This is a genomic window from Rhizobium alarense (assembly GCF_021555155.1).
In the GTDB taxonomy this organism is placed as follows: Bacteria; Pseudomonadota; Alphaproteobacteria; order Rhizobiales; family Rhizobiaceae; genus Rhizobium_D; species Rhizobium_D alarense.
Map to the genome: position 1 here is coordinate 12,529 of NZ_JAKGBU010000039.1, position 12,959 is coordinate 25,487.

The window sequence follows — 12,959 nt, forward strand, 5'->3', positions numbered from 1 at the left end:
GTCGCATTTTCTTGCGTCGCTACCCATTGGGCAATCCATCGCTGCGGGCCGGATCGGACCGGATCTGGTCTATCTCGTAGATCGTGCGCATGACCGTGAAGCGGGCCGTGAGCGTCGTCAGGGTGGCGATGACGACCATGGTTGCCGCGATGCCGAGGTAACCGGTAAACCCCATGGAGAAGGTGCCGAAGAGAGCCGTTGCCTGGTCGCTCTGGGGCGTTGCCAGCGACCGGGACTGCCAGTAGCCGGCGATCGCGAAAAAGAGCGCGGCCAGCGCGCCGCCCGCAAACGACCCTTTGAGGCTGATCTTGAGGAAGTGCTTCTGGAATTCGGAGGCGACGAAACCCGCCTCCGCGCCGACGAAATGCAGCACTTCGACGATGTGCCGGTTGCCGGAAAGTGCGCCGCGCGTCGCGAAGACGACTGTCAGCACCATGGCGGAGAAGACGAGGACGAGCACGCCGGTGCCGATCATCGCGGTCGTGCGGGCCATGGCAACGAGCCGGTCGACCCAGGTGCGATGGTCATCGAGCGTCGCGCCCGGTACCTTTTCCGCAAGCGCCGTCCGGATCGCCGCGAAATCGGGCGGGGACTGTTCGTCGATCGTGATGACGACGAGGCGCGGCACGGGCAGTTCGTCGAGATTGAGGCCTTCACCGAGCCATGGCTCAAGCAGGCGGGCCGTGGCTGCCCTGTCGACGATCTGACCGTCGCGCGTACCGTCGAAGGTCAGCGCCAGATCGCGCGCGTCGCGCAGGGCCGCATCCATGTCGACGGTCTCGTCCGGCATGATCTGGATGGTGATCTCGCGGGAGATTTCGCTCTGCCAGCTCGCCGCCGTCGCCCGCACCATGCTGACCGCGCCGAACGTGAGGCAGGCCAGGAAGGCCATGATGGCGATGACGAGCATCAGCGCATTGCCCGAAACATTCGACGGTGGCACGATCGGCGCGGTTGGCCGCACCTGCATCGGCGGGCGCCGCTCCGCCGCAGAGGGCGTCGTCGGATGGGACGGCTGGTCGTCAGTCATAGATATCGAGCCTCCCCTGTGAGAGGATCATGCGGCGTGCGTCGATCTGGTCCATCAGCGACAGATCGTGGGTGGCGATGACGACGGCGGTGCCGAGCCGGTTGAGTTCGAGGAAGAGGCTCAGCAGACGGCGCGCCATCGGCGGGTCGACATTGCCCGTGGGCTCGTCCGCCAGCAACAGTTCCGGCCGGTCGATCAGGGCACGGGCGATCGCCGCGCGTTGCTTCTCGCCGCCCGAAAGAACCGGCGGCAGCACATTGATCCGTTCGCCGAGTCCGACCCATTTCAGCAACTCCAGCACATCGGCCCGGTAGGACGATTCCTCCTTGCCGCGCACCCGCAGCGGCAGTGCGACATTCTCGTAGGTCGTCAGATGGTCCAGCAGGCGAAAATCCTGGAAGACGATGCCGATCCGACGCCGCAACATCGGCAGTTCTTCGCGCGGGATCGTCGATATGTCTCGGTCGAAGGAGCGGATGAGGCCGCGGGTCGGCTGCAGCGACAGGAAAAGCAAACGCAGCAGCGTCGTCTTGCCGGCACCCGACGGACCGGTCAGGAACTGGAAGGAGCGTCCGGGGATGTCGAAGGTGAGGTCGCGGAGGATCTCCGGGCCCATCCCATAGCGCAATCCGACATTCTCGAAATGAATCAACGGTGTTACCTGATTTTCCGCGCCTGGTTCGGCCTGCTGCCTGATCGCGAATCGCATGGAATCTAGGCCCATCCAAGGCCGGTTTCCAAAGCATTAACCAATATGGTTTACGATTCGTAAGGATTCGATTCAATGCCCGTTTTTCACGGGTGACGCGTGCATCCGCCAATGCCGAGGGAGGTCGTTCATGGGTGCTTTCCGCTTCAGGAGCGACGGCGATGCGAACCGGGTCGATCTCATTCCCCCGACCGTCCGGAACGCCGCGATTGCCCGGCCCCAGCACCGGTTCGAGGTGGTCGACGCGCATTTCGTCGTGCTGGTCCCTCCTTCCGACCGCAGGCCAAGGCAGGCACCGAACGACAATCGACGCGGCAGCGTATCGACGGACCTCGCGGGCCGGACGGTCTCGCTTCTGTCTCTCGGGGCGGCAACCGCGGCGCGTCTTGCCGAACGTCTTCTGCAAATGCTGCCGGCACAGGTCTTCACGAGTTTCGTCCTGATCCTGTCGCTCACTGTCTTCCTTGTGTGCGGCGGCTTTTCCCTTCTCAGGGAGGCGATCGCCGGTCGTGCCGCACCTCTCGAGATCGTCGGACTTTCCCATGTCGTGCGGGATCGCGACGGCATGAAGGTGATCACCGTGCGGGGCGGCGTTCGCAACAACACGTCCGGCAGCCTCGCGGTGCCGGATCTCCTCGTCGCGATCGACCGGCCGGACGCCGCTCTTTCGACGCGGGTCACGTCTGCCGAAGCGGTGTTGCCCGCCGGAGGGGAGCGCCGTTTCACGGTGACGCTTCCCTATGCCGGCGGCGCGCTGCCGAAAGTGACGGTTTCCTTGATCTCGGCGGATGCCAAGACCCGGTGACTGTGCTAAGCGCGGGAAAACGCGCTCGGATCGAGCGTCCGTCGAGCAAAACCGGAGCAAGTCGCGATGCACATCGTCCGCGGAAAGAAGATCGACACCCTTTATAGCGCGGAGCAGATCGCTGCCCGCAACGCGGAACTGGCGACCCAGATCAAGGAAGGTCCGACCGAGGACCTGCTGGTCATCTCCGTGCTCAAGGGCTCCTTCATCTTCGCGGCCGACCTGATCCGCGCCATGCATTCGACCGGCATGGCGCCGGAAGTCGAGTTCATCACACTGTCGAGCTATGGGGCCGGAACGGTCTCCCAGGGCGTCAGGATCATCAAGGACATCGATAGCGATGTGCACGGACGCGACATCCTGTTGATCGACGACATCCTGGAATCGGGCCGCACGCTGCGGTTCGCCAAGGAACTGATGCTGGAACGCGGCGCGCGCAACGTGACGATCGCAGTTTTGCTCGACAAGCGGGTCAAGCGCCAGACGGAGCTCGAAGCGGACTATGTCGGCTTCGAATGCCCGGACTATTTCGTCGTCGGCTACGGCATGGATGTTGCCTATGCCTTCCGCGAGCTTCCCTTCGTCGGCATCGTCACGGGCGACGCCGAATAGTCGCACCTGCAAATCCTCTCCCCGGCCGTTTACCGATCGCAAAGAAAAGTCTGGTCTCTTCGGGACCGGGCGGGCTTTGCACATGCGGTGGAGACACCGCGAACCGGCCGCATGAGCGGCATGAAAGGGGGATTGATGGCCAGGATCCTGATCGCCGAGGACGAGGACTCCTTGCGCATCTTTGTCGCACGGGCCCTGCGTCTCGACGGGCACGAGACGGTCGAGGCGCCTGACGGCGCCGCCGGCCTCGAGGCACTCGATCGGACGACCTTCGACCTCCTGCTCTCCGACATCCGCATGCCGGTGATGGATGGCATCGAGCTTGCCCACAGGGCGCATTCCAGCCACCCGGGCATGAAGATTCTGCTGATGACCGGCTACGCGGAACAGAGGGAGCGGGCGGACGACCTCAACGGCAAGATCGTCGACGTGGTCAGCAAGCCCTTCAGCCTGCCGGATATCCGCACGGCCGTCGCCCGCGCGCTCGCCGCCTGATCGTTGCCCGTTACTGCAGGCCGAGCAGCCGCTCCAGATATTGCCGTTCGAGACCCGGCGTCATGCCGGTGCCGAGGCGGCGGCGGATTTCTTCGAGGATCTCGCGCGCCCGCTGGATGTCGATCTCTTCCGGGATCTGCGTGCGGCCGTCGTAATCCGGACCGTGGGCCGAGGTCGGGCGTTCGCGGCCGAGCGGATCGCGCCCGTTGCGGCCTGCCTGCGGCATACCCTGGCCGGGACCCTGGCCCTGACCCATCATCGCCTGCATCTGGCTCATCATGTCCTGCGCACCCTGGCGCAGTGCTTCCAGTGCGCGGCCCTGGCTGCCGACGGCGGATTCACCCTGGCCCTGGCCGAGTGATTCGGCTGCGCCATTCATTTCGCGGCCGGCCTGGCCAAAACCCTTGCCGGGTTCGATGCCCATGCCCTTGAGCGCCTGCTCCAGTTCGCCGAGCTGCTTGGACAAGGCTTCCTGCTGGGCCTTCAGGTCTTTCAGCGCCTGTCGCAGCTCCTCGGCTGTCATGCCGTCGGTCGGCGATTGCTGCTCGCCGTCCTGCTGCTGCTCGCCGCCGTCGCCCGGCTGCTGATCGAAGAGCTCCTCCCCGTCCTCGCCTTGCGGATCACCGCGCTGCATGCGATCGCGCAGCGCCTGATCGTAGTTGAAGGTCTGGTCCATCAGCTGCTGCTGCTGCTGCATGAGTTCGCCGAGCTTGTCCATCTGCTGGCGCATCGCGTCGTTCTGCTGGCCCTGCTGCTGTTGCATGCGGCCGGCCTGCAGGTTGTTCATCATGCGCTGCATTTCGGAGAGCAGCTGACGGGCCTGATCCTTGGCGCCGGAGCGGGCGAGGTTCTCGATCTGGTCCATCATGCGCTGCAAATCCTGCTGGCGCAGAATCTGGCCCTGCTGCTGCGCGTTCTGCTGCATCTGCCCGTTCTTTTGCGCCTGGCGCGCGAGCTCCTCCATATAGGCCTGCATCGCTTCGCGCAGTTCCTTCATGAGCTCGGCGATCTCCTCGTCGGAGGCGTTGCGCTCGAGCGCGTCGGCGAGCGCCTGCTGCGCATCGCGCAGGCGCCGGTCGGCGAGCGACAGGTTGCCGTCCTCGATGCCGAGGGCGATCTCCCAGAGATAGTCGGCTGCTTCCCGCAACTGGTCGTCGTCGCGTGCCAGCCGCATGCGCTCCTGCGCGGATTTCAGAAGCAGGTAGTGCGTGAGATTGGGTATCGTTTCCTCCGGCCGGATCATCAGCGCGTCGCTGAGCGCGATCGCATGCGGCAAACGGTTGGCGTCGAGCGCGAAGACCTGGCGCTGCTCCGCAACCGAAGCCGCCAGGGGTTCGAAGAAGTTCTTCGCCGGGAGGATCATCTCCTGTGGCTGGCTGCGCCCCTCCTGGCCGGCCGCATCGCGCGCGACCAGCGTGACCTTGACGCGCTTGCCGGAAAGCGGGTGTTCGGAGAGATTGCGGCTCGTCGTGCCCTTGGCATCGCGTGCATTGCGGCGCGGCAGGTCCAGGCGGTACTCGGGCGCGGGATAGAGCGGTCGGGCGTCCTTCTTCGGCTCGTCCGCCGGCACGATTTCGGCCCAGGCATTCTGGATGCCGTAGTCGTCCTTGGCGAGGAAGCTGATCTCCAGCGCGGCGGCGACCGTCGTCTTCGGCAGGCCGTCGAAAGCGATTTCGGGCACACGGTCGGGGATGATCGAGAAGGACCAGCTGCGGCCATCGACATTCAGTTCGCCGCCGCGGGTGATCTTGTAGGTGAGCGTCTCGGTCGTCGTCTGGCCGGCCGTTGCCGCGGGTTCGGGCTTTGCCGCCGCTGTTTCGGCATCCGCTTCGCCGGCGTCGTCGTCGGTGGCGTGCTCTTCGGGCTCTTCCTCCTTCGGGCCGATGACGATCGGTTGTACCGCTTCGCCCGTCTTGAAGGTGACCGGGCGATCCGTGTCGGATCCGGTGATGCGGACCGTCAGTTCGCTGAACTGCGGTATGCGAATTTCGCCGGCCGGCGCTTCCGCGCTGCCCGTCAGGAAGACAGGCGCGCGTCCGGTATAGGCCGGCGGTGTCACCCAGGCGTCGATGCGCACATCGGGCTGCTCCTCCGCCGGCGCGCGAACGGCGACGATGTCGGACAGCAGGCCGCCGCGGTTGGAATAGGAGAAGGCGAAGGCGACGGCGACGAGCAGCAGCGGGACGGCGCGCAAGGCATTGCGGTCATGGCTTGCGATATCGGGCTGCGGCAGGCCGGCCTGGAGCGCGCCGATCATCCGGGCCATGCGGCTCTGGTGCTCCCGCCAAAGCGCCTCGGCCATCGGGCCGCCACCGGCCGGCCGATCCTCCTGGACCCGGATCGCCTGGTGCTTCAGACCGTTGCGGCGCTCGAGCAGGCGATCGGCTTCATCGACGCTCGGCCAAACGGTGTGCGGCAGACGGGCCAGAAGGACGGCAAGCGCGACCGCAAATGCGCCGAGCGTGGCAAGATGCAGCCAACCCGGCACGTGGCGGAAAAAGCCGAACCAGGTGACGCCGAGGAAAATGGCGACGAGCAGCACGAGCGGTAACAGGCGGGGAAGGAGGGCTTCGGCGAAGAGCACGGCACGGGCAAGGGACCGCTTCAACCGAAGTGTGCGGGACAAGTCGGCAAAGGAGTTGGGTGCGGGGTGCCTGCTTTCGTTGACCGTCATCAGTCCTCGTCCCGTTCGCGCCGCAGGGGAGGACCGTGCATGCCCTCACGGTTCGAAAGGATAACACTGTTTGTGGCGAAGACGAGGGCAGCGGCGGAAATCCCGCGACGCTGCACTGCAAATATATGTGAATGGAGCTTGCGAGACAGGCCGTGCCGGGTCCCGCGTAGCGTCAGGCAAGCCAGTCGGGCGTCGAATCGAGGCCGATGAGGTCGTCGTAGCGCGGCCGCGGCCGAATCACGTGGAAGCGGTCGCCCTTGACGAGAACCTCGGGAACCAGCAGGCGCGAGTTGTATGTGCCCGCCTGAACGGCGCCATAGGCGCCCGCAGAACCGACGGCGATCAGATCGCCGGGCTTCGGCATGGCCATCTCGCGATCGAGAGCCAGATAGTCGCCGGTCTCGCAGACGGGGCCGACCACATCCGCCTTGATGCGTGGCGCACTGGCGGCGGAAAGGCGGACCGGCTGGATCTCGTGCCAGGCCTCGTAGAGCGTCGGGCGGATCAGGTCGTTCATCGCGGCATCGACGATGACGAAGGTCTTCTCGCCGGCGTCCTTCACATAGATAACCTCGGTCACCAGGATACCCGCATTGCCGACGATGAGGCGTCCGGGCTCCGTCACGATCCTGCAGTTGAGGTCGCGAAGCTGGTTCTTGACGATCGCGGCATAGGCGTCGGGCAGCGGCGGCGGCTGGTTGTCGGTCTTGTAGGGAATGCCGAGGCCGCCGCCGACGTCGACATGATCGATGGTATGGCCGTCGGCGCGGAGCGTGTCGACCAGCTCCCTGAGCAGCTTGAAGGCGTCGTCGAAGGGCTGCAGCTCGGTGATCTGGCTGCCGATATGCATGTCGATGCCGGTCACCCTGATGCCGGAAAGCGTCGCCGCATGGGCATAGACGGCGCGGGCACGCTCCCACGAGATGCCGAACTTGTTTTCCTTCTTGCCGGTCGAGATCTTCGCATGGGTCCGCGCGTCGACGTCCGGGTTGATGCGGAAGGAAACATGCGCCTTCCTGCCGGCCTTCACGGCGCGGGCATTCAGGACCTCGAGCTCCGGTTCGGACTCGACGTTGAAGCAGTAGATGCCGGCCTCAATTCCAAGATCCATCTCGCGCGGCGTCTTGCCGACGCCGGAGAACATGATGCGCGAGGCAGGCACGCCGGCGGAAAGCGCGCGGCGAAGTTCGCCTTCGGACACGACGTCGATGCCTGCACCCAGCCGGGCGAGCGTCTTCAACACCGCCTGGTTGGAATTCGCCTTCATGGCATAGCATACCATGGCGTCGACGCCGTCGAAGGCGCGGGAGAACACCTCGTAGTGGCGTTCGAGCGTTGCCGTCGAATAGACATAGAAGGGCGTGCCGACGGTCTCGGCGATCTCGGGGACCGGCACATCCTCGGCGAAGAGAATGCCGTCGCGATAGTCGAAATGGTTCACGGGTCTGGTCCGTCAGAGAAGGGGATCGAGGATGAAGGGCCGGTCCTCGACGTCCGCCAGCGCATCGCCGGATGTGTCGGTTCCCGAGCGGGCGACCGGTTCGGCGCCGGGCGCGTCGAGGTCACCCTTGCGGCCGCAGCCTGACAGCACGGCAGCCGTCATGGCGATGGCGACGACCAGTCTGCCGATGTCACTGAAGGTCATGCGGGATACCTCGATGCCGGACGTGTCGAAATTGTCGTTTTCTCTTAGCGAAAAGGCTGCGGCTTGTGCACCCTCATTCTTCTGATGAGTCCTGCACGGATTTCGATCAGAGCCGCTCGCGCCACCAGGCGATCTGCTGACGCACACCGGACGGAGCCGTGCCGCCGAAGGAGGTCCGGCTCGCGACCGACGCCTCGACGGTCAGCACGTCGTAGACCCTGGCGGAGATCGACGCATGGATCGACCGAAGGTCCTCCAGCGAAAGCTCCGCCAGCTCGCAGGATTTCGCCTCCGCCATGGCGACGGCGCGGCCGGTTGCGTGATGGGCATCGCGGAAGGGGAGGCCCGCCTCGCGCACCAGCCAGTCGGCGAGATCGGTCGCCGTCGAGTAGCCCGAGCCCGCAGCCGCTTTCATCCGGTCCGTGCGTACCGTCAGGTCGCGGACCATGCCGGTCATGGCGGCTATCGCGAGTTCCAGGCTCTCGGCAGCGTCGAAGACCTGTTCCTTGTCCTCCTGCATGTCCTTGGAATAGGCGAGCGGCAGGCCCTTCATCACGGTGAGCAGCGCAACCAGCGAGCCGTTGATGCGGCCCGTCTTGGCGCGCACCAGTTCGGCTGCGTCCGGGTTCTTCTTCTGCGGCATGATGGAAGAGCCGGTCGAGAACGAATCCGAAAGCCGTATGAAACCGAACTGCGGCGTCGACCAGATGACGATTTCCTCGGCGAGACGGGAAAGATGCGTCGCGGCGATCGCGGCGACGGACAGGAATTCCAGCGCGAAATCGCGGTCGGAGACCGTATCGATGGAGTTGCGGGTGGGCTCGCGGAAGCCGAGCGCCGACGCGGTCATGTGGCGGTCGATCGGATAGCCGGTTCCGGCAAGCGCGGCAGCGCCGATCGGGCTCTCGTCGAGCCGCTCGATCGCGTCGCGAACCCGCGAGCGGTCGCGGCCGAACATCTCCACATAGGCCATGCAGTGGTGGCCGAATGTCACGGGCTGGGCGGTCTGCAGGTGCGTGAAGCCCGGCATGACGGCCGCGGCATGTTCCTCGGCACGGTCGAGGAAGGCACCGATCAGGCCCGTCAGCAACCGCTCGGTCTTCTGGAGCTCTTCCTTGACCCAGAGGCGGAAGTCGAGCGCCACCTGATCGTTGCGCGAGCGCGCGGTATGCAGCCGGCCGGCCGCCGGACCGATCAGCTCGGCAAGCCGCGCCTCGACATTCATATGGATGTCTTCCAGGTGCCGGGAGAATTCGAAAGCGCCCGATTCGATCTCTGACAGGATCGTGTCGAGGCCGTGAACGATCTTGTCTTTATCCTCGGCCGAAATGATGCCCTGATGCGCGAGCATCGTTGCATGCGCCTTCGAGCCGCGGATGTCCTGTGCGTAGAGCTTCTTGTCGAAACCGATCGAGGCATTTATCTCCTCCATGATCGCATCCGGTCCGGAGGCAAAGCGACCGCCCCACATCTGGTTGGAGGAACGCGTGTCAGAGGTGCCGTCAGCCATGGGATGCCTATCTGGAGAATGAGATGACAGTAACGAAGACGCTGGGTCTGCCGAAGGCGAGGCTCGTCGCGCTTGCCGGCGTCGCCGGGCTTCTTGCCGGTGCGGCAGCGGTATACGTGATCGAGAGCCGGTCTGGCAATGGTGCGGTGGCGACGGATGCCGGGGCGCAGCAATGCCCCGCGACGGCGGCACTCGCCGAGCGGCTGGCGCCGCTCTCCACCGGGCAGGTCGCGGCCATGATGACGGTGGCGGAACATCGGCCTCTGCCGTCGCTTGCGTTTAAAGGCCCGGACGGCACCGGCAGGACGATCGCCGACTTTTCCGGCAAGACGCTGCTCGTCAATCTCTGGGCGACCTGGTGCGTGCCGTGCCGCGAGGAGATGCCGGCGCTGAACGCATTGCAGAAGGAACTCGGCAGCGACCGGTTCGAAGTGGTGGCGATCAATATCGACACGGGTTCCGACGAGAAGCCCAAGGCATTCCTCGAGGAAACGGGCGCGACTGATCTCGCCTATTACCGCGACAACTCCCTGGGCGTCTTCAACGCGCTGAAGAAGGAAGGCCTCGCCTTCGGCCTGCCGGTGACGCTTCTGATGGACGATACCGGGTGCCTCGTGTCGGCGATGAACGGTCCCGCCGCCTGGGACGGCGCGGATGCCAGGGCGCTCATCCGTGCGGCCGTGGAGAGACCGCCGGCGAGCTGATCAGGCTGCCGCGTAGACGCGCGGGCGGCGGATCACCAGCGAGCCGCGCCCGCCCGCCCTGCCGGGAAACTCCGGCGACGTATCGAACTCGACGGTGCCGCCAGCGGTCGTGAGCGCCACCACCCGCTTGGAATCGGGGCGGTCGATGACCCGGATGATCGTCGCGGCAATGCCCTGATCGTCTTCGTGCCAGACGACGTCGGCCGGGCGGAACAGCAATTGCGCCTTGCCATCGTTGATGCCCGGTGCATCGAAGGGAATGTCTTGCACGAAGGCTCTGCCGTCGCGCACCTGCGCATCCAGGTGATTGGCATCGCCGAGGAAGTTCATGACGAAGGCATTTGCCGGATTGCGGCAGACCTGCTCGGGCGCGCCCTGCTGGACGATCCTGCCCTTGTCGAGAATGACGACGCGGTCGGCGAGGTCGAGCGCCTCTTCCTGGTCGTGCGTGACGAACAGGGTTGTGATGTTGAGCTCCTCGTGGATCTTGCGAAGCCAGCGGCGCAGGTCGCGGCGCACATTCGCGTCGAGCGCGCCGAAGGGTTCGTCGAGCAGGAGAACCTTGGGATCGACGGCAAGCGCGCGGGCAAGCGCCACGCGCTGCCGCTGGCCGCCGGAGATCTGGCCGGGGAACCGATCGCCGAGACCCTTGAGCTGAATCAGATCCAGAAGCTCCTCGACCCGCTCGGCGATCTCGACCGAAGACCGCCTGACCTTCGAGACTTTCATGCCGAAGGCAATGTTCCCCGCGACCGTCATGTGCGGAAAGAGCGCATAGTGCTGGAAGACGAAGCCGACACCGCGCTCGCGCACCGGAATGTCGGTCGCATTCTCGTCACCGAAATAGATGGCGCCGCCATCGGCGAATTCGAGTCCGGCGACCATGCGGAGGATCGTCGTCTTGCCTGAGCCGGAAGGACCGAGGAGCGCGACGAGCTCGCCACTGTCGATCTCGAGTGACACGCCGTGGACGGCGCGGAAGGTATCGAAGGTCTTGACGACGGTGTCCAGGGTGATCTTCACGGTCTTGTCTCCGCGGTTGGCTCGACGCCGGCAAGCGAGGCGGGGCGGCTGCGTCGTCCCGCTCCCTGGCGCTCCAGGGCAACCTTGGCCACCAGCGTCACGATGGCGAGCAAGGCAAGGATCGACGCTGCGGCAAAGGCGCCGACGGCATTGTAGTCGTGATAGAGAAGCTCGATGTGCAGCGGCAGGGTGTTGGTCTGGCCACGGATATTGCCCGAGACGACCGACACGGCGCCGAATTCGCCCATGACACGCGAGTTGCAGAGCACGATGCCATAGAGCAGCGCCCACTTGATGTTTGGCAGCGTCACCGAGAAAAAGGTGCGCCAGCCGGAAGCGCCGAGCGACGTCGCCGCCTCCTCGAGGTCGCGGCCCTGCGCCTGCATCAACGGGATCAGTTCGCGTGCGACGAAGGGCGCCGTGACGAACATGCTGGCAATGACGATGCCCGGCAGCGCGAAGAGAATCTTGATCTCGGCCGACTGCAGCATGGGGCCGAACAGTCCCTGCAGACCATAGACGAAAAGATAGGCGACGCCCGCGACGATCGGCGAAATGGAGAAGGGAAGCTCGATGACGATGGTCAGCAGCCGCTTGCCGCGGAAATCGAACTTGGTGATCGCCCAGGCGGCGGCCACACCGAAGACGGTGTTGATCGGCACGGCGATCAATGCCGTCACCACCGTCAGCAGGATCGCATGGCGTGTGTCCGGTTCGGCGATGGTCTTTGCGAAATAGCCGATACCGAGCGAAAAGGCCTGCGCGCCGATGACCACGAGCGGGGCGATGACGACGATTGTGACAAGGACCAGCACGATGGCGAGCAGCGTTCGGCGAAAGCGCGGATTGTCGCCCACCCGCGGCGGGCGCTTTGTCGCGTGATTGGCCATCGTCAGCCCTTTACCGTGTAGCGCAGGGCACGTGCTTGCAGCAGGTTGGTGACGGCGAGCATCGTGAAGGCGGCAAGCAGCATGACCGAGGCGATCGCTGCCGAGGCGGGATAGTCGTATTCCTCGAGCCGGATGAAGGCGAGAAGTGCCGTGATCTCCGTCTCGAACGGCTGGTTGCCGGCTATGAAGATGATGGCGCCGAATTCGCCGAGACTGCGGGCGAAGGCAAGCGACACGCCCGCCAGCAGCGCCGGGGCGAGAAGCGGCAGGATGACGCGCAGGAAGATCGACCAGTCCGTCGCTCCGAGCGTCTGGCCAGCCTCTTCCAGCGCCGGGTCGAGCTCTTCCAGAACGGGCTGAACGGTGCGCACGATGAAGGGAAGGCTGGTAAAGGCCATGGCGATCATGATGCCAAGCGGCGTATAGGCGACCTTGATGCCGATCGCGTCAAGCGGTGCTCCGAACCAGCCGTTGGTCGCGAACAGTGTCGTCAGGGAGATGCCGGCGACGGCCGTCGGCAGCGCGAAGGGCAGATCGACCAGGGCGTCAACCAGACGTCGGCCTGGGAAACGGTAGCGTACGAGGATCCAGGCAAGCGCGAGGCCGAAGACCAGGTTGAACACGGTCGCGGCGAGCGCCGAGAGAACGGTCACACGATAGCTGGCGATCGCCCGTTCTGAGGATATGATGCGCCAGTAGTCCTCCGGGCCGAGGCTCGCGGCCTTGAAGATCAACGCCGCCAGAGGCAGCACCACGATGATCGCGACATAGACGAGGGTGATGCCGAGCGTGAACGGCAGTCCGGGCAGCACGCGCCGTTTCAAGATGATTGTCCTCTCCAACATGCGACGGGCAAAAGCCG

General features: G+C 65.1%; 13 protein-coding genes. 4 read left to right on the plus strand and 9 right to left on the minus strand.

Translation table 11 applies throughout. The features are described from left to right. Window positions 1–19: 19 nt before the first annotated feature. On the minus strand, window positions 20–1,030 hold the full coding sequence (locus tag LXM94_RS13630) for a cell division protein FtsX (RefSeq protein WP_235772015.1): 1,011 nt from the start codon (window positions 1,028–1,030) through the stop codon (window positions 20–22). Further along, a complete protein-coding gene (ftsE, locus tag LXM94_RS13635; protein WP_235772016.1) occupies window positions 1,023–1,682 on the minus strand; it encodes a cell division ATP-binding protein FtsE in 660 nt (219 codons plus the stop codon). Before ftsE ends, LXM94_RS13630 begins: the two co-directional genes overlap by 8 nt. 187 nt (window positions 1,683–1,869) lie before the next feature. Between ftsE and LXM94_RS13640 the strand changes: the two genes are divergently transcribed. From LXM94_RS13640 to LXM94_RS13650, 3 genes are all read left to right on the plus strand, one after another. After that, a complete protein-coding gene (locus LXM94_RS13640; RefSeq protein ID WP_235772017.1) occupies window positions 1,870–2,544 on the plus strand; it encodes a hypothetical protein in 675 nt (224 codons plus the stop codon). A 66-nt stretch (window positions 2,545–2,610) separates the two neighbouring features. Then, complete coding sequence (hpt, locus tag LXM94_RS13645; protein WP_235772018.1) at window positions 2,611–3,156, plus strand: hypoxanthine phosphoribosyltransferase; 546 nt, start codon at window positions 2,611–2,613, stop codon at window positions 3,154–3,156. Between the two features lie 135 nt (window positions 3,157–3,291). Further along, on the plus strand, window positions 3,292–3,651 hold the full coding sequence (locus LXM94_RS13650) for a response regulator (protein WP_235772019.1): 360 nt from the start codon (window positions 3,292–3,294) through the stop codon (window positions 3,649–3,651). A gap of 10 nt (window positions 3,652–3,661) precedes the next feature. On the opposite strand, the gene LXM94_RS13655 is transcribed toward LXM94_RS13650, so the two are convergent. The 4 genes from LXM94_RS13655 to argH all read right to left on the minus strand — a co-directional run bounded on the left by LXM94_RS13655 (window position 3,662) and on the right by argH (window position 9,480). After that, window positions 3,662–6,328, minus strand: a complete 2,667-nt coding sequence (locus LXM94_RS13655) for a TIGR02302 family protein (RefSeq protein WP_408015642.1) — start codon at window positions 6,326–6,328, stop codon at window positions 3,662–3,664. A gap of 169 nt (window positions 6,329–6,497) precedes the next feature. Next, complete coding sequence (gene lysA, locus LXM94_RS13660) at window positions 6,498–7,766, minus strand: diaminopimelate decarboxylase (RefSeq protein WP_235772021.1); 1,269 nt, start codon at window positions 7,764–7,766, stop codon at window positions 6,498–6,500. Window positions 7,767–7,778: 12 nt separating this feature from the next. Beyond that, window positions 7,779–7,970 (minus strand): LPS translocon maturation chaperone LptM, encoded by a 192-nt coding sequence (gene lptM, locus LXM94_RS13665; RefSeq protein WP_235772022.1) that lies wholly within the window; start codon window positions 7,968–7,970, stop codon window positions 7,779–7,781. 106 nt (window positions 7,971–8,076) lie between these two features. Beyond that, the gene (argH, locus tag LXM94_RS13670; protein ID WP_235772023.1) at window positions 8,077–9,480 is read right to left on the minus strand and encodes an argininosuccinate lyase; all 1,404 of its coding nucleotides are present in this window, start codon (window positions 9,478–9,480) and stop codon (window positions 8,077–8,079) included. A 23-nt stretch (window positions 9,481–9,503) separates the two neighbouring features. Between argH and tlpA the strand changes: the two genes are divergently transcribed. Continuing rightward, entirely contained in the window at window positions 9,504–10,184 is a 681-nt protein-coding gene (gene tlpA / locus LXM94_RS13675) for a thiol:disulfide interchange protein TlpA (RefSeq protein ID WP_235772024.1), read from the plus strand. Here tlpA and LXM94_RS13680 read toward each other — a convergent pair whose 3' ends face one another. From LXM94_RS13680 to cysT, 3 genes are read right to left on the minus strand one after another with little or no spacing between them, the layout of a single operon-like run. Next, window positions 10,185–11,207: a sulfate/molybdate ABC transporter ATP-binding protein gene (locus LXM94_RS13680; protein WP_235772025.1), complete on the minus strand. Its 1,023-nt coding sequence runs from the start codon at window positions 11,205–11,207 to the stop codon at window positions 10,185–10,187. Beyond that, window positions 11,204–12,097 carry a sulfate ABC transporter permease subunit CysW gene (gene cysW / locus LXM94_RS13685; protein WP_235772026.1) on the minus strand — a complete coding sequence of 298 codons (894 nt, stop codon included), beginning with the start codon at window positions 12,095–12,097 and terminating at the stop codon, window positions 11,204–11,206. The genes LXM94_RS13680 and cysW overlap by 4 nt, the downstream gene beginning before the upstream one ends. A gap of 2 nt (window positions 12,098–12,099) precedes the next feature. Beyond that, complete coding sequence (cysT, locus tag LXM94_RS13690) at window positions 12,100–12,921, minus strand: sulfate ABC transporter permease subunit CysT (RefSeq protein ID WP_235772027.1); 822 nt, start codon at window positions 12,919–12,921, stop codon at window positions 12,100–12,102. Window positions 12,922–12,959 lie beyond the last annotated feature (38 nt).